At 72.8% G+C, this 19,302-nt stretch carries 21 protein-coding genes, 1 tRNA gene and 1 riboswitch; of the genes, 7 read left to right on the top strand and 15 right to left on the bottom strand.

What is annotated here, in order from left to right:
• Positions 1-180 precede the first annotated feature (180 nt).
• Complete coding sequence (locus GTY84_RS09855; RefSeq protein ID WP_161225775.1) at positions 181-2,607, top strand: transglycosylase domain-containing protein; 2,427 nt, start codon at positions 181-183, stop codon at positions 2,605-2,607.
• On the opposite strand, the gene GTY84_RS09850 is transcribed toward GTY84_RS09855, so the two are convergent.
• The 3 genes from GTY84_RS09850 to GTY84_RS09840 form a co-directional block, all read right to left on the bottom strand.
• Positions 2,601-2,921 carry an SMR family transporter gene (locus tag GTY84_RS09850; protein WP_161225774.1) on the bottom strand — a complete coding sequence of 107 codons (321 nt, stop codon included), beginning with the start codon at positions 2,919-2,921 and terminating at the stop codon, positions 2,601-2,603. The genes GTY84_RS09855 and GTY84_RS09850 overlap by 7 nt on opposite strands.
• A gap of 33 nt (positions 2,922-2,954) precedes the next feature.
• A riboswitch (guanidine-III (ykkC-III) riboswitch) is annotated at positions 2,955-3,028 on the bottom strand.
• Between the two features lie 110 nt (positions 3,029-3,138).
• The gene (locus tag GTY84_RS09845) at positions 3,139-3,495 is read right to left on the bottom strand and encodes a co-chaperone GroES (RefSeq protein WP_161225773.1); all 357 of its coding nucleotides are present in this window, start codon (positions 3,493-3,495) and stop codon (positions 3,139-3,141) included.
• Between the two features lie 24 nt (positions 3,496-3,519).
• Positions 3,520-3,849: a DUF3618 domain-containing protein gene (locus tag GTY84_RS09840; RefSeq protein ID WP_161225772.1), complete on the bottom strand. Its 330-nt coding sequence runs from the start codon at positions 3,847-3,849 to the stop codon at positions 3,520-3,522.
• A gap of 93 nt (positions 3,850-3,942) precedes the next feature.
• Here GTY84_RS09840 and bcp point away from each other — a divergent pair, with 93 nt between their 5' ends.
• Both bcp and GTY84_RS09830 read left to right on the top strand, forming a co-directional pair.
• Positions 3,943-4,410, top strand: coding sequence for a thioredoxin-dependent thiol peroxidase (gene bcp / locus GTY84_RS09835; RefSeq protein ID WP_161225771.1), 468 nt, complete (start codon positions 3,943-3,945; stop codon positions 4,408-4,410).
• A 284-nt stretch (positions 4,411-4,694) separates the two neighbouring features.
• Positions 4,695-4,767, top strand: a tRNA-Leu gene (locus tag GTY84_RS09830).
• Positions 4,768-4,877: 110 nt separating this feature from the next.
• Here the strand turns inward: GTY84_RS09830 and rdgB are convergent.
• The 4 genes from rdgB to GTY84_RS09810 all read right to left on the bottom strand — a co-directional run bounded on the left by rdgB (position 4,878) and on the right by GTY84_RS09810 (position 7,308).
• On the bottom strand, positions 4,878-5,480 hold the full coding sequence (gene rdgB / locus GTY84_RS09825) for an RdgB/HAM1 family non-canonical purine NTP pyrophosphatase (protein WP_161225770.1): 603 nt from the start codon (positions 5,478-5,480) through the stop codon (positions 4,878-4,880).
• Positions 5,481-5,589: 109 nt separating this feature from the next.
• On the bottom strand, positions 5,590-5,991 hold the full coding sequence (locus tag GTY84_RS09820; RefSeq protein ID WP_161225769.1) for a hypothetical protein: 402 nt from the start codon (positions 5,989-5,991) through the stop codon (positions 5,590-5,592).
• A gap of 234 nt (positions 5,992-6,225) precedes the next feature.
• A complete protein-coding gene (rph, locus tag GTY84_RS09815; protein ID WP_161225768.1) occupies positions 6,226-6,963 on the bottom strand; it encodes a ribonuclease PH in 738 nt (245 codons plus the stop codon).
• 111 nt (positions 6,964-7,074) lie between these two features.
• Entirely contained in the window at positions 7,075-7,308 is a 234-nt protein-coding gene (locus GTY84_RS09810) for a PTS glucose/sucrose transporter subunit IIB (protein ID WP_161225767.1), read from the bottom strand.
• Positions 7,309-7,492: 184 nt separating this feature from the next.
• On the opposite strand from GTY84_RS09810, the gene GTY84_RS09805 reads away from it, so the two are divergent.
• A complete protein-coding gene (locus GTY84_RS09805) occupies positions 7,493-8,785 on the top strand; it encodes a PTS transporter subunit EIIC (protein WP_161225766.1) in 1,293 nt (430 codons plus the stop codon).
• 759 nt (positions 8,786-9,544) lie between these two features.
• A complete protein-coding gene (locus tag GTY84_RS09800) occupies positions 9,545-10,810 on the top strand; it encodes a PTS transporter subunit EIIC (RefSeq protein ID WP_161225765.1) in 1,266 nt (421 codons plus the stop codon).
• Positions 10,811-11,039: 229 nt separating this feature from the next.
• On the opposite strand, the gene GTY84_RS09795 is transcribed toward GTY84_RS09800, so the two are convergent.
• A complete protein-coding gene (locus GTY84_RS09795) occupies positions 11,040-11,792 on the bottom strand; it encodes an MBL fold metallo-hydrolase (RefSeq protein ID WP_161225764.1) in 753 nt (250 codons plus the stop codon).
• A 206-nt stretch (positions 11,793-11,998) separates the two neighbouring features.
• On the opposite strand from GTY84_RS09795, the gene GTY84_RS09790 reads away from it, so the two are divergent.
• A complete protein-coding gene (locus GTY84_RS09790) occupies positions 11,999-12,454 on the top strand; it encodes a type II toxin-antitoxin system PemK/MazF family toxin (protein ID WP_161225763.1) in 456 nt (151 codons plus the stop codon).
• Between the two features lie 15 nt (positions 12,455-12,469).
• Here the strand turns inward: GTY84_RS09790 and GTY84_RS09785 are convergent, their stop codons facing one another.
• The 7 genes from GTY84_RS09785 to clpS all read right to left on the bottom strand — a co-directional run bounded on the left by GTY84_RS09785 (position 12,470) and on the right by clpS (position 17,664).
• Positions 12,470-13,420, bottom strand: a complete 951-nt coding sequence (locus GTY84_RS09785; protein WP_161225762.1) for a cysteine synthase — start codon at positions 13,418-13,420, stop codon at positions 12,470-12,472.
• 7 nt (positions 13,421-13,427) lie between these two features.
• Positions 13,428-13,706: a MoaD/ThiS family protein gene (locus tag GTY84_RS09780; RefSeq protein WP_161225761.1), complete on the bottom strand. Its 279-nt coding sequence runs from the start codon at positions 13,704-13,706 to the stop codon at positions 13,428-13,430.
• 98 nt (positions 13,707-13,804) lie between these two features.
• Complete coding sequence (locus GTY84_RS34885) at positions 13,805-13,900, bottom strand: putative leader peptide (protein WP_321162673.1); 96 nt, start codon at positions 13,898-13,900, stop codon at positions 13,805-13,807.
• Between the two features lie 171 nt (positions 13,901-14,071).
• On the bottom strand, positions 14,072-14,494 hold the full coding sequence (locus GTY84_RS09775) for a M67 family metallopeptidase (protein WP_161225760.1): 423 nt from the start codon (positions 14,492-14,494) through the stop codon (positions 14,072-14,074).
• Positions 14,495-14,637: 143 nt separating this feature from the next.
• The gene (locus GTY84_RS09770) at positions 14,638-16,065 is read right to left on the bottom strand and encodes an amino acid permease (protein ID WP_161225759.1); all 1,428 of its coding nucleotides are present in this window, start codon (positions 16,063-16,065) and stop codon (positions 14,638-14,640) included.
• Between the two features lie 633 nt (positions 16,066-16,698).
• On the bottom strand, positions 16,699-17,307 hold the full coding sequence (locus tag GTY84_RS09765) for a DUF2017 domain-containing protein (protein WP_161225758.1): 609 nt from the start codon (positions 17,305-17,307) through the stop codon (positions 16,699-16,701).
• 39 nt (positions 17,308-17,346) lie between these two features.
• Positions 17,347-17,664: an ATP-dependent Clp protease adapter ClpS gene (gene clpS / locus GTY84_RS09760; protein ID WP_161225757.1), complete on the bottom strand. Its 318-nt coding sequence runs from the start codon at positions 17,662-17,664 to the stop codon at positions 17,347-17,349.
• Between the two features lie 177 nt (positions 17,665-17,841).
• Here clpS and GTY84_RS09755 point away from each other — a divergent pair, with 177 nt between their 5' ends.
• Positions 17,842-19,188 (top strand): nicotinate phosphoribosyltransferase, encoded by a 1,347-nt coding sequence (locus GTY84_RS09755; protein WP_161225756.1) that lies wholly within the window; start codon positions 17,842-17,844, stop codon positions 19,186-19,188.
• The last annotated feature ends 114 nt before the right edge of the window (positions 19,189-19,302 follow it).

Here is a 19,302-nt window from a genome sequence, read left to right as displayed (position 1 = left end):
GAAGCGCAGGAGCCTAGTGCGATGGCGGCGGGCCCGGCCACGGGTTTTCTCCGGCACGTGTGCCGTCGGGCGGGAACGGAACACCCGGTGCGAGAGTCTTCACCAGAGGCGTCAAGAGGGCGCAGAAGCGCACAAGGCCGTACGGGACCGTACGACGCGAAACAGGAGTCCGTGCACGACATGAGCGACGAGCCGCAGCCCCAGCAGCCGCACCAGGGCTGGGAACCGAGGGAGCCGCGGACCGCGGGCGCCCCGGAGCCCGGGGGTCCGGGAGCCGCCGGGAAGAAGAGGTCCGGGCGGCCGAAGCGGACCGGCTGGGGGCGGCTGATCCCCACCTGGCGCATGGTGCTGGGCACCTTCGTCGTCGCCGCCCTGCTGGTGGTCGGCGGCTTCTTCCTCGGCTACTCACTGGTGCAGATCCCCTCGGCCAACGCCCTCGCCACCAAGCAGAGCAACGTCTACCTCTACGCCGACGGCACCGTCCTCGCCCGCGACGGCGAGGTCAACCGGGAGAACGTCGCCCTGGAGCGGATCTCCGAGAACGCCCAGCACGCCGTCCTGGCCGCCGAGGACCGCGACTTCTACACCGAGTCCGCCGTCGACCCCCAGGCGATGATCCGGGCCGGCTGGAACACCGCCACCGGCAAGGGCAAGCAGTCCGGCTCCACCATCACCCAGCAGTACGTCAAGAACTACTACCTCGCCCAGGAGCAGACCGTCACCCGCAAGGTGAAGGAGTTCTTCATCTCGGTCAAGCTCGACCGGGAGAAGAGCAAGAACGAGATCCTGGAGGGCTACCTCAACACCAGCTTCTTCGGCCGGGGCGCCTACGGCATCCAGGCCGCCGCACAGGCCTACTACGGCATCGACGCCAAGGACGTCACCGCCGCCCAGGGCGCCTACCTGGCCTCCCTGCTCAACGCCCCCAGCCAGTACGACGTCGTCGCCCACCCGGAGAACACCGCCGCCGCCCGGGCCCGCTGGAACTACGTGCTGGACGGCATGGTCAAGCAGCGGTGGCTCACCGCCACCGAACGGGCCGGGCTGACCTTCCCCGAGCCCAAGGCGTCCACCGCCTCCACCGGCATGTCCGGCCAGCGCGGCTATGTCGTCGGCATCGTCAAGAACCACCTGATCCAGAACGGGATCGTCGACGAGACCGAGTTCGAGCGCGGCGGCTACCGCATCACCACCACCCTGCGCAAGAACAAGCAGGACGCGTTCGTCCGGGCCGTCGACGAGAAGCTGGTCGCCCGCCTCGACAAGGAGCGCAAGGCCGACACCTACGTCCGCGCGGGCGGCGCCTCCATCGACCCGAGGACCGGCAAGGTCGTCGCGATGTACAACGGCATCGACTACGTGAAGCAGTACACGCCCAACGCCACCCGCCGCGACTTCCAGGTCGGCTCCACCTTCAAGCCGTTCGTCTTCGCCTCGGCCGTCGAGAACCACGCCGAGACCCAGGACGGCCGGGTGATCAAACCCAACACCCGCTACGACGGCACCAGCGAACGCCCCGTCGAGGGCTGGCCCGGCGGACGCTACGCCCCCGAGAACGAGGACCACCGCGACTACGGCCACATCACCGTCCGCGAGGCCACCGACAAGTCGGTGAACGCCGTGTACGCCCAGATGGCCGTGGACGTCGGCGGCGCCAAGGTCCGGCAGACCGCGATCGACCTCGGCCTGTCCCCCGACACCCCCGAGATGCCCGAGGGGCCGGCCCTCGCGCTCGGCACCGCCACCGCCAGCCCCCTGGACATGGCCCAGGCCTACGCCACGCTCGCCAACCACGGGCGGCACGGCACGTACACGCTGGTCGAGAAGGTCGTCCGGGACGGCACCCACGAGGTCGAGCTGCCCGAGCGGCGCGAGCGCCAGGCGGTCAGCCGCGAGGCCGCCGACACCACCACCGCCGTGCTGCGCGGCGTCGTCCAGCAGGGCACCGCCACCGCCGCCCTGGCGGCGGGGCGCCCCGCCGCCGGCAAGACCGGCACCGCCGAGCAGGACACGGCCGCCTGGTTCGCGGGCTACACCCCCGATCTGGTCACCGTCGTCGCCGTGATGGGCCAGGACCCGGTGAACGCCAAGCACATGCCGCTGTACGGCGCGATGGGCCTGGACCGGATCAACGGCGGCGGGGCGCCCGCCGAGATCTGGGCCCAGTACACCCGCGACGCCCTGGAGGGCCAGCCGGTCACCGACTTCCAGCTCCGGCTCCAGCCGGGCGCGGACGCCACCGAGCCCCCCGAGGACGACGCCTCCGCCTCCCCCGGCACCGGCGAGAGCCCCGGCGGCGACACCGCCGAGACCCCGGGCGACGACGAGGGCACCACCACCGGCACCCCCGGCACGGACACCGGCACCGAGCCCGGCGGCAGCAACGGCAACAGCGGCACCGCCGGACCCACCACCGGCCCCACCGCGGGCGACCCCGGCACCGGACCCGGCATCATCGGGGACGGCGAGGGCACGGGTGACGGCACCGGGGACGGCGACGGCACCCCCGAGGGCACCGGCGGCCCGGCCGGCGCCGGCGGGGGCGGCGCCGCGCCGGGCACCGGTCAGCCGAGCGACAGCCCGCCCGCCCTGCCCCGGCGTCAGTGACCCGAGGTCGCCTTCAGCCCCACCACGGCGACCAGCAGCAGCGAGATGAAGAAGATCCGGGCGGCGGTGACCGGCTCACCGAGCACCAGCATGCCGAGCACCGCCGCGCCGGCCGCGCCGATGCCGACCCACACGCCGTAGGCGGTGCCGATGGGCAGCGTCCGGGCCGCGTAGGAGAGCAGCACCATGCTGACGACGATCCCGGCACCGGTGAACAGACTGGGCACCAGCCGGGTGAACCCGTCGGTGTACTTCATCCCGATCGACCAGCCGACCTCCAGCAGACCGGCGATGACCAGCAGAACCCATGCCATGACGGCACCTCCGCGAAAGAAAAGGGGAACGGTGGTGCGTCGTCTTTTCCTTCGGCCCGGTACGGCGCGTCTCGTCGGGATGGCCCCACCGTAGCAAAGGGCACGCGAAGGGGCCGGTGACCTCGGTCACCGGCCCCTCGGGCACGAACGGGCGGGAACGGGCCGGGAGATGTCCCGGCGGGGCCCCGGCGCCGACGACGGCACCGGACCCGCGGTGTCAGAGGTACAGCCCCGTGGAGTCCTCCGACCCCTCGAACCGGTCGGCGGCCACGGCGTGCAGGTCCCGCTCGCGCATCAGCACGTACGCGGTGCCCCGCACCTCGACCTCGGCCCGGTCCTCCGGGTCGTACAGCACCCGGTCACCCGGCTCCACGGTTCGTACGTTCTGTCCCACCGCGACCACCTCGGCCCAGGCCAGTCGCTTGCCGACCGCCGCCGTGGCGGGGATGAGGATGCCGCCCCCGGAACGGCGCTCGCCCTCTCCGGCGTCCTGACGCACGAGGACGCGGTCGTGGAGCATGCGGATGGGCAGCTTGTCGTCGGGGCTGCCGGGCTCGTTTCTGTTGGCGCTCACGGACCAGAACCTACCTGCCCCGCCTCAGTCCCCGCGCCGCCGGGTGCCCAGGACGACCAGCCCCACCACACCGACGGCGAGGAGCGCCGCGGGCACGATCCGCTCCGGCCGCGGAGCGCCCTCCTCGTCCACGAACCGCGCCCTCACCCCGCTGAGCGCGCGGTTCACGCCGACGTACGCCCGCCCGAGCGTGTGGTCGATGCTCGACGCGACCCGGGCGCGGGCGTCGCCGACGATCGTGCTGGGGTGCACCCGCACCCCGATCTCGTCGAGCGTCTCGGCCAGGGTCTCGCGGCGGCGCCTGATGTCCGCCTCGATCTGCGCCGGGGTTCTGGTGTCCGACGTGTCCGCCACCGTGGGGCCTCCGAAGTCTGCTGACGCTGTCCCGGACAGTCTGTCAGCTCCACGCCGCCGCGCACGGTCAGCACCCCCGGTTACGCTGGATCGATGAGCGAGCGACTCCAGCCCGGCGACGTGGCCCCCGCCTTCACCCTCCCGGACGCCGACGGCACCGAGGTGTCCCTGTCCGACCACAAGGGCCGCAAGGTCATCGTCTACTTCTACCCCGCGGCCCTCACCCCCGGCTGCACCAAGCAGGCGTGCGACTTCACCGACAACCTGGAGCTGCTGGCCGGCGCCGGGTACGACGTGATCGGCGTCTCCCCCGACCAGCCCGCGAAGCTGGCGAAGTTCCGCGAGGCGGAGTCCCTGAAGGTCACCCTCCTCGCCGACCCCGGCAAGAAGGTCCTGGAGGCCTACGGCGCCTACGGCGAGAAGAAGAACTACGGCCGCACCTACATGGGCGTCATCCGCTCCACGATCGTCGTGGACGAGGAGGGCAGGGTCGAGCGCGCCCTCTACAACGTCCGCGCGACCGGCCACGTAGCCAAGATCATCAAGGACCTGGGCATCTGAGGGATCCCCCCGCAGGGCCCGTACCGGCTCCCGACAGGACCCGGTACGGGCCCTTCCGCGTTCCACGCGTGACCGTCCGGCATCCGGTTCGCCGCTCCGTACGGGGCCGCGGACGCGCGGCCGGACCCGGGGTGGACGTGCCGCGCCTCCGGGTGCGGCCCCGGTGCGCCGACCGGCGGACGGATCCCCGGCCGCCGAGTCCGAACCGCCGCGCGACGACCGGCACCCGGTGCGGAGGCGGGCGTCGGCGCCCCGGCGATCCCCAGTAGAATGGGCCGGGTTGGGCGCCCGTACGCCAATGGCCGAGCGGCAATCTTTAGGTGGTTGTGTTTGTCGGTTCGAATCCGACCGGGCGCACTGCACACCGGCCCCCGCTCCTTCACGGGGCGGGGGCCTTGGGGCCTCTCGTTCGGATCATGCCGGGCTCGCGGGGTCCGGCCCGATCCAGGCGAAAGACCCCAGGCCGCTCAGCCCAGCAGTTCCCGGACCACCGGGACCAGGGCGCGGAAGGCCTTGCCGCGGTGGCTGATCGCGTTCTTCTCGGCGGCCGTCAGTTCGGCGCAGGTGCGGGTCCCGCCCTCGGGCTGGAGGACCGGGTCGTAGCCGAAGCCGCCCGTTCCGGCGGGTTCGTGGCGCAGGGTGCCGGTCAGCCGGCCCTCGACGACGCGTTCGGTGCCGTCGGGCAGGGCGAGGGCGGCGGCGCAGGCGAAGTGGGCGCCGCGGTGCTCGTCGGCGATGTCCGCGAGCTGGGCGAGGAGCAGATCGAGGTTGGCCCGGTCGTCGCCGTGGCGCCCGGCCCAGCGGGCGGAGAAGATGCCGGGGGCCCCGTTCATGACGTCGACGCAGAGCCCGGAGTCGTCGGCCACGGCGGGCAGGCCGGTGGCGCGGGCCAGGGCGTGGGCCTTGAGGAGGGCGTTCTCGGCGAAGGTGACGCCGGTCTCCCTGACGTCGGGGACGTCCGGGTAGGCGTCCGCGCCGACGAGGTCGTGCGGCAGTCCCGCTTCGGCGAGGATGGCCCTCAGTTCGACGATCTTTCCGGCGTTGCGGGTGGCGAGGATCAGGCGGCTCATGGGGTCCAGTATCCCGGCCGCCCCCGCTTCGCCGTCACCCGCCGTCCGGCCGGGGGTGTCCCGTGCTCCCGGGCGGGCACGGCGGTCCGCCGCGGCGCCCGGGACGGCCCTACGGGGTGCAGACCTTGGTCAGTTCGCCCGCCGCGTCGGTGAGGGGGCTCAGGTCGGGGGTGGTGTCGCCGTCGTCCACGGCGGTGCGGATGCCGCCGACGGCCGCGCCCAGCCGTTCGACGGCCTTGCCGACGTCGGCGTCGTCGGTCTCCTTCTTGATGTCGTCGATGTTCTTCTCGATGGCGTCGAGGGACTCCTTGAGCCGGCCGGGGTCGTCGGGCGCGCTCTCCACGGTCTGCTGGAGGTCGGTGACGGCGTCCGCGATGGCGTCGGCGGTCGTGACACAGTCGAGCGCCTTGCCGACGGCGTCGCAGCCGGTGGTCAGTCCGGCGGTGAGGGCGACGGCCGCCAGGACCGCGGCGGCTGTGGCGGTACGGCGGCTGCGTCGGGTCGCGGCCATGGTCTTCGGTCCTCCCCTGGTGACCGGGCCGGGCGCCCGGGTTCGGTACGGCGCCGGGCGTACGGCGGTGCTGCCGTACGCCCGTGCGGCTGTACTGGTGTGGACGCCTCCGGGGGCGGCCGAGTTGCGCGGTCGGCCGGCCTTCCGCGTTCCCGGTGTGCCCCTCGCCCTGTCCTCGGGGTGCTTCCGGAGGTGTGCGGGGCCCCGCGGGTGTCTCCGGGGGCCGGGCCGGGCCTACTGGCCAAAGACCGCTTCGAGGGCCGCGCGCTGGGCGCGGGTCAGCTCGGCGCAGCCGGCGGCGGCGAGGTCGAGGAGGGCGTTCAGTTCGTCGCGGGCGAAGGGTTCGGCCTCGGCGGTGCCCTGGACCTCGACGAAGCGGCCGTCGCCGGTGCAGACGACGTTCATGTCGGTGTCGGCGCGCACGTCCTCCTCGTAGCGCAGGTCGAGGAGCGGGGTGCCGCCGACGATGCCGACGGAGACGGCGGAGACGGTGCCGATGAGGGGCTTGCGCCCGGCCTTGACGATCTTGCGGCCCTGGGCCCAGGTGACGGCGTCGGCGAGGGCGACGTAGGCGCCGGTGATGGCGGCGGTGCGGGTGCCGCCGTCGGCCTGGAGGACGTCGCAGTCCAGGACGACGGTGTTCTCGCCGAGGGCCTTGTAGTCGACGACCGCCCGCAGGGAGCGTCCGATGAGGCGGCTGATCTCGTGGGTGCGGCCGCCGATGCGGCCCTTGACGGACTCGCGGTCGCCGCGGGTGTTGGTGGCGCGGGGCAGCATGGCGTACTCGGCGGTGACCCAGCCCTCGCCGCTGCCCTTGCGCCAGCGGGGGACGCCCTCGGTGACGGAGGCGGTGCAGAGCACCTTGGTGTCGCCGAAGGAGACGAGGACGGAGCCCTCGGCGTGCTTGCTCCAGCCGCGTTCGATGGTGACGGGGCGGAGCTGTTCGGGGGTGCGGCCGTCGATGCGTGACATGCGGGTGAGCCTAGCGGGCCCGTCCGGAGGGGTCCCTCCCCCGGGAGGAGGGGGCATGCCGGAGGGGCCCTCTCCGCGGTGGAGGGGCCCCTCGGGCGGTGAACCGGTGGTTCACATCATGTCTTCGATCTCCGCGGCGATCGGGTCGGCGTCGGTGCCGATGACGACCTGGACGGCGGTCCCCATCTTGACGACGCCATGGGCGCCGGCGGCCTTCAGCGCGGCGTCGTCGACCAGGGCGGGGTCGTTGACCTCGGTGCGCAGGCGCGTGATGCACCCCTCGATCTCGTCGATGTTGTCGATGCCGCCGAGGCCGGCGACGATCTTCTCAGCCTTGCTGGCCATGTTCGTTCTCCCTGATCCGAAACCGCTTTGTGGCAGTAACCCACAGTCGGCCCAACTTCGCGAGCGGTCGTCCGGTGTGTACCGAATGATGGCGTCACGACAGCGGAACCGTTCGTCAACTGGTCTACACCACCCGACCAACGGCCGCCAAACCACCGCCTCAGGACGGCCGGAGGGAGACCGGATGAGTGCCGATGCCGCGGTTGGCCCCGCTCGTGCCCGTTGGAACACCCTGTTCCAGGGACTGCAGAAGATGGGCCGGAGTCTTCAGTTGCCCATCGCGGTCCTGCCCGCGGCGGGCATTCTCAACCGGCTGGGGCAGCCGGACGTCTTCGGCGACGACGGACTGGGCTGGACCAACGCCTCCAAGGTGATGACCGGCGCCGGCGGTGCGCTGCTGGACGGTTCGCTGGGGCTGCCGCTGCTGTTCTGCGTGGGCGTGGCGATCGGCATGGCCAGGAAGTCGGACGGTTCGACCGCGCTGGCGGCGGTGGCGGGCTTCCTCGTCTACTTCAACGTGCTGCGCCAGTTCCCGGAGGACTGCCCGGGAGGGTCGAAGGTGGTGCCGCAGGTCGGCTGCCAGGCGACCGACGGTTCGGGCGACGTGACGTCGTTCGTCTTCCAGAACCCGGGGGTGTTCGGCGGCATCGTGATGGGGCTGATGACGGCGTACTTCTGGCAGCGCTTCCACCGTACGAAGCTGGTGGACTGGCTGGGCTTCTTCAACGGCCGCCGGCTGGTGCCGATCATCATGGCGTTCGTGGCGATCCTCTTCGCCGCGGTGTGCCTGTGGATCTGGCCGCCGATCGGTGACGCGCTGGAGAGCTTCAGCGACTGGCTGAACGGGATCGGCGCCTGGGGCGCGGGCGTGTTCGGCCTGGCCAACCGGGCGCTGCTGGTGATCGGGCTGCACCAGTTCCTCAACGTGCCGATGTGGTTCCAGTTCGGCAGCTACACCAGGCCGGACGGCACGGTGGTGCACGGTGACATCAACATGTTCCTGGCGGGCGACCCGACCGCGGGTCAGTTCACCACGGGCTTCTTCCCCATCATGATGTTCGCGCTGCCGGCCGCGGCACTGGCGATGACGCACTGCGCGAAGCCGCACCGCCGCAAGGAGGTCGGCGGCCTGATGCTGTCGGTGGCGCTGACGTCGTTCGTGACGGGCATCACGGAGCCGCTGGAGTACTCGTTCCTGTTCATCGCGCCGGTGCTGTACGCGATCCACGCGGTGCTCACCGGTGTGTCGATGGCGCTGACCTGGGCGCTGGGGGTGAAGGACGGGTTCAGCTTCTCGGCGGGCCTGATCGACTACATCATCAACTGGAACCTGGCGACCAAGCCGTGGCTGATCATCCCGATCGGCCTGGGCTTCGCGGTGGTGTACTACGCGGTCTTCCGGTTCGCGATCATGAAGTTCGACCTGAGGACTCCGGGCCGGGAGCCGGAGGACGAGGTGGAGGACGTCACGAAGTAGACCGCGCGCCGCCGGACCGGCGGCACCGTGGGGGCGCCCGGCCGGGACGATCCGGCCGGGCGCCCGTGCGTGCGGGGCCCCTCCGGGCGGGGGGCCTGCCGGGTGGTCGGGGCCCTGCCGGGCCGGGGCGTGGACGGCGCCCTTCCCGGCCGGGGATGGGGGTGCCCTTCCGGACCGGGGTGGACGGCACCCTGCCGGGCCGGGACCGGCGGGACGCGCCCGGGCGCGGGGCGGGACGGCCGGAACGGGGAAGCGGGCGCGGACTCCGGAACGGGGTGCGGGGTCCCAGGAAGGGGCGCGGGCGCCCAAGGAGGGGCGCGGGGTCCCGGGGAGGGGACGCGGGGGCCGGTGCTCGCGCCGGCGGGGGGGCGCCGACGGGCGAGCGGATCGTCACGCAACGTGTTCACAGGGGGTCCGGAGGGCCGCCGCTCCCCATGGCGCCCCGACCGTCGCGGCGGTGCGCGAGGGGCTCCGGGGTCTTGGCCGCACAAGGGCCGCATGGCACCCTGGGCAAGGAATCCGGCCCCGGACGGCGGGTTCCCCGGCGGCGGAGCGCCGCCCTCCGCCGACCTTCCCCGGCGTCCGGCCGGGGCTTCCCGGCCCGGCACTCCGCGTAGCGGTCCGGTCGCGGAATCACGGGTTCCTTACGTGGCCCTCATCGTGTACAACAGGTCTAAACCACTGAGTGGTGTAGACCTGTCTGCCGCCGTCCCCCTCTCCCCCGACCGGGCCGGCGCCCCTGTCTCAATGGAGGAAGTTGTGTCCACGGACAGCGCCGCGCCCGCGGCCGACAAGAAGAAGGGTGCCGGTGTGATGTCTGTCCTGCAGCGCATCGGCCGCAGCCTCATGCTGCCGGTGGCCGTGCTGCCCGCCGCCGCGCTCCTGGTGCGTCTCGGCAACGACGACATGCTGGGCCGACCGGAGTTCCCGGCCTTCCTGACGAAGATAGCCGGGTTCATGGCGGCCGGCGGCAACGCGATCCTCGACAACATGGCGCTGCTGTTCGCCGTGGGCATCTCCATCGGCTTCGCCAAGAAGTCGGACGGTTCGACCGCGCTCGCGGCGGTCGTCGGCTACCTCGTCTTCAAGAACGTGCTGGCCACGTTCACCGACAAGAACCTCCCGCAGATCGCCAAGGCCGTCGACGGCAAGGTGGTCATGACGGACGCGCCGGTGGACGCCAAGGTCCTCGGCGGTGTGGTGATGGGCCTCGTGGTGGCGCTGCTCTACCAGCGCTTCTACCGGACCAAGCTGCCCGACTGGGCGGGCTTCTTCGGCGGTCGCCGCCTGGTGCCGATCCTGTCCGCCTTCGCGGGCCTGCTGCTCGGCATCGTCTTCGGCTACATCTGGCCGGTGCTCGGCACGGGCCTGCACAACTTCGGTGAGTGGCTGGTCGGTTCGGGTGCCGCGGGCGCCGGCATCTTCGGTGTCGCCAACCGCGCGCTCATCCCGATCGGCATGCACCACCTGCTGAACTCCTTCCCGTGGTTCCAGGCGGGCGACTACGAGGGCAAGAGCGGTGACATCGCCCGCTTCCTCGCCGGCGACCCGACCGCCGGGCAGTTCATGACCGGCTTCTTCCCGATCATGATGTTCGCGCTGCCCGCGGCCTGTCTCGCGATCGTGCACTGCGCCCGCCCCGAGCGTCGCAAGGTCGTCGGCGGCATGATGTTCTCGCTCGCGCTCACCTCGTTCGTCACCGGTGTCACCGAGCCCATCGAGTTCACGTTCATGTTCATCGCCCCGGTGCTGTACGCGATCCACGCGGTGCTCACCGGTGTCTCGATGGCGCTGACCTGGGCGCTGGGCATGAAGGACGGCTTCGGCTTCTCGGCCGGCGCGGTCGACTTCTTCCTGAACCTGGGCATCGCCAACAACCCCTGGGGCCTGGCGCTGGTGGGCCTCTGCTTCGCGGTGGTCTACTACTTCGTCTTCCGCTTCGCCATCAGCAGGTTCAACCTGCCGACGCCGGGCCGCGAGTCCGACGAGGAGCTGGCCGAACTGCAGAAGGCCGAGGCCAAGTAGGACTCCGGAGGAGTCCCGCGCCTCCGCAGCACCCCCACCGCACCCCCGGGCGACCGACGCCCGGGGGTGCGGTGCGTCCGGGCGCGAGGTGGAGCGGGGCGGGTCGCCGCCCGGGGCGGGATGCCGCGGGCAGGGGCGGGCCGCTCGGGAGGAGAGGGGCGGGGCCGCCGCACGGAGGGAGAGGGGGCGCCGGGCCGCCACCCGGAAAGGGGACGCCGGGCCCGGGGCGTCAGATCTCGTACACCGCGCCGGCCTCGGCCACCGAGGCCGGGCCGCGGTAGGCCCGGCGGGCGTCGGCCAGGTTGACCCGGGGGTCCGTCCACGGCGGGATGTGGGTGAGGACCAGGCGGCGGACCCCGGCCCGCGCCGCGGTCTCCCCCGCCTCGCGGCCGTTGAGGTGGAGGTCCGGGATGTCCTCCTTGCCGTATGTGAACGCGGCCTCGCACAGGAACAGGTCGGTGTCCCGGGCCAGTTCGTCCAGCACCGGGGTGACCCCGGTGTCCCCGGAGTAGGTCAGTGAGCGCCCGCCGTGCTCGACGCGGATGGCGTAGGCCTCCACGGGGTGGGCGACGCGCTCGGTGTGCACGGTGAAGGGGCCGATCTCGAAGCTGGAGGGCTTGACCGTGTGGAAGTCGAAGACCTCGCTCATCGACGACGCGGACGGGGTGTCGGCGTACGCGGTGGTCAGCCGGTGCTCGGTGCCCTCGGGACCGTAGACCGGCAGGGGGGCGCAGCGCCCGCCGTCGTGCCGGTAGTAGCGCGCCACGAAGTAGCCGCACATGTCGATGCAGTGGTCCGCGTGCAGATGGCTGAGGAAGATCGCGTCGAGGTCGTAGAGACCGCAGTGGCGCTGCAGCTCGCCGAGGGCGCCGTTGCCCAGGTCGAGGAGCAGCCGGAAGCCGTCGGCCTCGACGAGGTAGCTCGAACAGGCCGATTCCGCGGACGGGAACGACCCCGAGCAGCCGACGACGGTGAGCTTCATGCTGCAGAAACCTCCGCTGGCGGGTGGGGGGAGGGGCGGGGGGCGTACGGTCCGTCGAGCGTAAGGCGGGAATCCGCGGGTCGCTCCTCCGCCAGGGGCGGTTGTGGGCGAACTCACCTGTGGTGTCACCGGTTCGGCTGGACGCGGGGCGCCCGGGGCCGCGGAGGGGGCGCGCGCGGCCTCCGCGCGCCGGTACGGTCGTGGCTATGGACACGTCATGGTGGCTCGCTCTGGCGGCGGTGGTGCTGCTGGCCCTCGTGGCCTCGGCCGTCGACGGCTGGGGCCGGGGGCGGCGGCCGGCCGGTACCCGGCGTCCGCCCCGGGGTCCCCGGGGGGCGCGGGAGCGGGCGCCCCGGCCGCGGCCGGCGGAGATCTGGTGGGCGCGGGTGCCCTTCGAGGACGGGCCGGGGGCGAAGGACCGGCCCTGTCTGGTGCTCGCGGTGCGCGGGCGGCGGGCCCTGGTCGCGAAGATCACCAGCCGGGACCGGCAGGGCCGGCCGGGGGTGATCGCGCTGCCGCCCGGAGCGGTCGGGGACGCGCGCGGCCGGGTGGGCTTCCTGGAGACGGAGGAGCTGCGCCGGGTCCCGGTGGGGGACTTCCGGCGCCGGGTGGGCGAGGTGGACCCGGCCCTGTGGGACCGGGTCAGGCACCTCGCCCGGTAGCGGCGGCGGCCGCGGTCAGGCCCAGAGCTGGCCCTGGACGGTGGCGATGGCCTCCTCGGTGGTGGCCGCCGTGTAGACGCCCGTCGAGAGGTACTTCCAGCCGCCGTCGGCGACGACGAAGGCGATGTCGGCGCTCTCGCCGGCCTTCACCGCCTTCCTGCCGACGCCGATCGCGGCGTGCAGGGCCGCGCCGGTGGAGATGCCCGCGAAGATGCCCTCCTGCTGGAGGAGTTCGCGGGTGCGGGTGACCGCGTCGGCCGAGCCCACCGAGAAGCGGGTGGTGAGCACGGAGGAGTCGTACAGCTCGGGGACGAAGCCCTCGTCGAGGTTGCGCAGTCCGTAGACGAGGTCGTCGTAGCGCGGCTCGGCGGCGACGATCTGCACGCCGGGCTTGTGTTCGCGCAGATAGCGGCCGACGCCCATCAGGGTGCCGGTGGTGCCGAGTCCGGCCACGAAGTGGGTGATCGAGGGCAGGTCGGCCAGGATCTCCGGACCGGTGGTCGCGTAGTGGGCGCCCGCGTTGTCCGGGTTGCCGTACTGGTAGAGCATCACCCAGTCCGGGTGCTCGGCGGACAGCTCCTTGGCGACCCGCACGGCGGTGTTGGAGCCGCCGGCGGCCGGTGAGGAGATGATCTCCGCGCCCCACATGGCGAGCAGGTCCCGGCGCTCCTGGGAGGTGTTCTCGGGCATCACGCAGACGATGCGGTAGCCCTTGAGCCGGGCCGCCATGGCGAGCGAGATGCCGGTGTTGCCGGAGGTGGGCTCCAGGATCGTGCAGCCCGGGGTGAGGCGGCCGTCCTTCTCCGCCTGCTCGATCATGTGCAGCGCGGGCCGGTCCTTGACGGAGCCGGTGGGGTTGCGGTCCTCCAGCTTGGCCCAGATGCGGACGTCGTCGGACGGCGAGAGCCGCGGCAGGCACACCAGAGGGGTGTTGCCCACCGCGGCCAGCGGGGAGTCGTAGCGCATGGGGCTATCAGGCCATGCCGCCGGCGACCGCCGGCAGGATCGTGATGCTGTCGCCGTCGCCCAGCCGGGTGCCGAGGCCGTCCAGGAAGCGGACGTCCTCGTCGTTGAGGTACACGTTGACGAAGCGGCGCAGCTTGCCGTCGTCGACGATGCGGGCCTCGATGCCGGTGTGGCGGGTCTCAAGGTCGGCGAACAGCTCGGCGAGGGTGTCTCCCTTGCCCTCCACCGCCTTCTGGCCGTCGGTGTACGTGCGGAGGATGGTGGGGATGCGGACCTCGATGGCCATGGCTCAGGGCTCCTGTCGGAAGGTGTCGTAGGTTCGGAGGGCGCGCGGCGGCGCGGCGGCGCGCCGCGGCTCACGGGCCGTACGGCGGCAGCGGAGGATCAACAGATGGCGCTGTTCAGCCTGCACAGGTCGACGTGCAGTCGCGCCACGAGCCGGATGCCCCGCGCCTTTTCACTCACGTCGAGAAGAACCATGGGCTCATCGTATCGATTCCCGGTCCGGATTCCGGAGTGTGATCTCATCCTTCGGACGCAATCCGTCCGTACTGCGGGAAGCCCGTGGCCGGGACACGGTGCGCGGGCGGTGCGGGGCGGCCCGGCGTGCCGGGCGGGACGGGGCGGCGCGGGGCCGCGGTGGTGGCCGGTTCAGTACGCCCCGACCACCCGGACCTCCTCCTCGGTCACCTCGCCGTCCACGATCCGGAACGACCGGAACTGGAACTCCCCGGCCCCGTCGGTGTCCGCGGTGGAGACCAGGACGTAGTGGGCGCCGGGCTCGTTGGCGTAGGTGATGTCGGTGCGGGAGGGGAAGGCCTCGGTCGCCGTGTGGGAGTGGTAGACGACCACCGGCTCCTCGTCGCGGTCGTCCATCTCGCGGTAGAGCTTGAGCAGGTCCTGCGAGTCGAACTCGTAGAAAGTGGGCGAGCGGGCCGCGTTCAGCATCGGGATGAACCGCTCGGGACGGCCCTCCCCCGCGGGCCCGGCGATCACGCCGCACGCCTCGTCGGGGTGGTCCTCGCGCGCGTGGTCGACGATCCGGTCGTACAGCGCCTGGGTGATGGTCAGCATGTCGGCCAGCATAGGCGCGGGGTCGACCCCGTACCGAGGAGTGGTACGGGGCGGCCCACATGCCGGACGCCCCGAGCGGTGACCGCGGGGCCGCCACGGACCTCCCCGGCGGCCGGACGTCCTCGGACGCGCGAACGCGCCGGTCAGCCGAGCCTCTCGAACTCGGGCTCGCCGCGGCGCCCGGCGGCGCGGGCGGCGCGGACGCGCAGCACCGCCCAGCCGGCGCCCAGGGCGGCGGCCCAGCCCGCCATCACGTACAGGCAGACGCGGGCCTCGGCATCGCAGGCGATGAGTCCGGTGACGAAGAGGAGGAAGGCGATGGCGACCCAGGAGAAGGCCGAGCCGCCGGGCGCGGGGAAGGACGAGGCGGGCAGCCGTCCGGCGGCCACCCCGCGGCGGTAGCGGACGTGGCAGACCAGGATCATCAGCCAGGTCCAGATGCCGGCCGCGGTGGCGACGGAGGTGACGTACAGGAAGGCCCGCTCGGGAACCACGTAGTTGAGCAGCACGCCGACGGCCATGCAGACCGTGGAGACGGTGATGCCGACGGCGGGCGTCCTGGTGGAGGACAGCCGGCGCAGGACGGCGGGTGCCTCGCCGTTGTCCGCGAGGGTGCGCAGCATGCGGCCCGTGGAGTACATCCCGGAGTTGCAGGAGGACAGGGCGGCGGTGAGGACCACGAAGTTCACGATGCCGGCGCCGGCCGGGATGCCGATGACCGCGAAGGCCCGCACGAAGGGGCTGACGCCCTCCCCGAACTCGGTCCACCGGACCACCGCGAGGATGACGGTGAGCGAGCCCACGTAGAACAGGGCGATGCGCCAGGGCAGGGTGTTGATGGCCCTGGGGAGGGTCTCGGCGGGGTTCTCGGACTCCCCCGCGGTGACGCCGACCAGCTCGACGGCGAGGTAGGCGAACATGACGCCCTGGAGGGTCATCAGGGAGGAGCCGACGCCCTCGGGGAAGAAGCCGCCGAGGGCCCAGAGGTTGGAGACGGCGGCGGTGTCCCCGGCCTGGCTGAAGCCGAGGGTGAGCACCCCGAGCCCGATCACGATCATGCCGACGATGGCGGTGACCTTGACCATCGAGAACCAGAACTCGATCTCACCGAACAGCCGCACCGAGATCAGGTTGGCCGTGAACAGCACGAGCAGGAAGACCAGGGCCGAGAGCCACTGGGGCACCCCGGGGAACCAGTAGTGGATGTAGATGGCGGCGGCGGTCAGCTCGGCCATTCCGGTGACCACCCACATCAGCCAGTAGGTCCACCCGGTGAAGTAGCCGAAGAACGGGCCGAGGAACTCGCGCGAGTACTCCGCGAAGGAGCCCGAGACCGGGCGGTAGAGCAGCAGCTCGCCGAGGGCCCGCATGACGAAGAAGATGATGAGGCCCGCGAGGGCGTACATGAGGATGATGCCGGGGCCCGCCTTGGCGATGTTCGCCCCGGCCCCCAGGAAGAGCCCGACGCCGATGGCGCCGCCGATCGCGATCATCTGGACCTGGCGGCTGCCGAGTCCGCGCTCGTACCCCTCTTCCGGGGCCCTCTCCTTCTCGACCTGCCCAGCGGTCATGTGCGGTGCGCCTCTCTCCCAGCCGCCCCGGGCCCCGTCGGCACCGGACCGGTCCTCGGCCCCCCGGTCGACGGAGTGCGGCGGGTCCCCTCCCGCCCGTGCCCGGCCGGCGGTCACCGGCCCGGTGGCGCACCCGGCCGGGCGTCCGATCGGTGCCCGCCGGGCGGTCGCGGCACGGTCGGCGCGCCGCTCGGTGACAGCGGGTGCCCCGGTGGACGCCGGACAGTCATACCGGAATGCGGGGCGGCGGGCTCCGGGGCACGCCGGGGGCGGGGTACGGGCGGTGCGAGCGGGGCGGTGCGCCGGGGCGGTGCGAGCGGGTGCCCGGGAAGGACGGCGGGGACGGCACGGGGTGGGAGCGGGCGGGCGCGGGGCGCGCCGAAGGGGTCGCGGACGGGGTGGGCGGGGCCCGGCACCGCCGCCGCCCGGGTGAGGGGGTTCCGCCGGGCGGATGACCCGCCGGGTTCGGGGCGGCGCCCCCGGGCACGCGCGGCGTCATGCGGGACGCGGCGCCGTTCGGGGCGTCCGCCGCGGCCCGCGCCGGAGCCCCGGGCGGCACCTCGGGGAGCCGCCCGGGGCTCCGGACGACCATTCCGGGGTCGGGGTGAGCCGCACGCCGCAGGGGCGGGCCCCTCAGGGCAGCAGCGTGGCGACCAGGGACTCCTGGAGCCCGCCCAGCCACAGGTACGCCATCACCATCGGCTTGCGGGGGTCCTCGTCGGGCAGCCGGTACAGCAGGTCCGTGTCGTCCTCGTCGGCGATCTCCAGCCGGGCGCCGATCGCGAGGCGCAGGTCGTTCAGGGCGCGGAGCCACTGCCGGGACTCCTCCGGCGAGAGCTTCAGCACCGCCCCGCCCTCCCCCGCCGCGCCGGTGGACAGCGCGTCCAGGGTGCGGACCACCACGAGGGCGCTCTCGCGCTTGCCGGTCCGCAGGTCGTTCTCGGTGTAGCGGCGGAACTCGGCGGAGTGCGCCCGCTGCTCCTCGGCCTCGGCGGCCTGCGGGGTGCCCAGGGGGTCCCCGTAGGCGTCCGGGAAGAGGCGGCGCAGCACCGGGTCCGAGGGAGGCTCGCTGGGGCCCTCGGCGAACAGCTCCGCCAGCGGGTCGTCGGGCGCGTCCTCGGCGGGGCCGGGGCCGATCAGCTCCAGGAGCTGCACGGCGAGGGACCGGATGATGGAGACCTCGACGTCGTCGAGGGCGACGGCCGCGCCGCCGCCGGGGATCGGTTCGAATTGTCCGGGCATGAAGGCGATTCAGCTACTTCCGTCCTGCGGGCGGGCGGGTCATTTCCGGTCCTGCTGGAGGGTGGCCCACAGACCGTAGCCGTGCATGGCCTGGACGTCCCGCTCCATCTCCTCGCGGGAGCCGCTGGAGACGACCGCCCGGCCCTTGTGGTGCACGTCGAGCATCAGCTTGGTGGCCTTGTCCTTCGGATAGCCGAAGTACGACTGGAAGACGTAGGTCACGTAACTCATGAGGTTGACCGGATCGTTGTGGACGATCGTCACCCAGGGCACGTCGGGCTCGGGTACGGCGAGGACCTCCTCCGCCGGTTCGGTCTTCTCGATCTCCATGGGTGCGGCTGCCGTCACACCGCCCATGCTGCCACCACTGGGGGGTCCGCGCACAAACGGGCCCGGCGGGGCGGCCCCGACCTTAAATCGTCAGACTGACGAAATGGGGGTAGCATCGTGGTCGTGCCGCACCCGCCGGGGGGACCGCCCCGGGTCCCCGGCCTGCCCGGGGGCGCCTTGAATGTCACAGCTTGGGAGAGTTCGGTGAACGTAGCGGACCTAGGGCTGCCGGTGGACGTCCCCTCGACGGCGCTCTTCACGGACCAGTACGAGCTGACCATGCTCCAGGCCGCCCTGCGGGCGGGTACGGCCGGGCGGCGCAGCGTGTTCGAGGTCTTCACCCGGCGGCTGCCGGACGGGCGCCGGTACGGAGTGGTGGCGGGCACCGGGCGGGTGCTGGACGCGGTGGAGAACTTCCGCTTCGACCCGGACGTGCTGCGCTTCCTGCGCGACCGCGAGATCGTCGACGCCCCGACCCTGGAGTGGCTCGCCGGGTACCGCTTCACCGGCGACATCTGGGGCTACCCCGAGGGCGAGGTGTACTTCCCCGGGTCGCCCCTGATGCGGGTGGAGGGGACCTTCGGGGAGTGCGTGCTGCTGGAGACGGTGATCCTCTCCATCCTCAACCACGACTCGGCCATCGCCGCGGCGGCCTCCCGGATGTCCTCGGCCGCCGGGGACCGGCCGCTGATCGAGATGGGCGCCCGGCGCACCCATGAGCTGGCCGCGGTGGCCGCCGCGCGCGCCGCCTACGTCGGCGGCTTCGCCACCACCTCCGACCTGGCCGCCGGGTTCCGCTACAACATCCCCACCGTCGGCACCTCCGCCCACGCCTTCACCCTCGTGCACGACAGCGAGCGGGACGCCTTCCGGGCCCAGGTGGAGTCGCTGGGCCGGGGCACCACCCTGCTGGTCGACACCTACGACGTCGCCGAGGCGGTGCGCACGGCCGTGGAGGTCGCCGGACCGGAGCTGGGCGCGGTGCGCATCGACTCCGGGGACCTGCTGCTGGTCGCCCACCGGGTACGGCAGCAGCTCGACGAGCTGGGCGCCACCCGGACGAGGATCGTGGTCACCTCCGACCTGGACGAGTACGCCATCGCCTCGCTGGCGGCGGCGCCGGTGGACGCGTACGGCGTCGGGACCCAGCTGGTGACCGGCTCGGGCCACCCGACGGCCTCGATGGTCTACAAGCTGGTCGCCCGCGCCACGAGCGGCGACGCCGGGGCGCCGCTGGTGCCGGTGGCCAAGCGGTCCACCGGCGGCAAGACCTCCGTCGGCGGACGCAAGTGGGCCGCCCGGCGGCTGGACCGGGACGGGGTGGCCGAGGCCGAGGTGGTCGGCACCGGACCGCTGCCCGGGGAGCTGGCCGGCCGGGAGCTGCTGGTCGAGCTGGTCCGGGGCGGACGGGTCACGGCCCGCGAGTCGCTGGACGTGGCCCGGGACCGGCACGCGGCGGCCCGCGCCAATCTGCCGCTGTCCGCTACACAGCTCTCCCGGGGGGAACCCGTCCTTCCGACGGAGTACGCGCACGGGGGCTCGGGTAGCTAGAACTGGTGCGCGGCACGCGCCGCGCACCGTCCGCGCCCCGGACCCCGCCCGTCCCGCGGTCCCCGTCCCAGCGATCCCGTCCCCCGTCCCCGTCCCCCGTCGAGAAACCCCGTA

Origin of the sequence: Streptomyces sp. SID8352 (genome assembly GCF_009862265.1) — a bacterium.
GTDB lineage: Bacteria > Actinomycetota > Actinomycetes > Streptomycetales > Streptomycetaceae > Streptomyces.
This window is presented reverse-complemented; position numbering and strand designations above follow the sequence as displayed.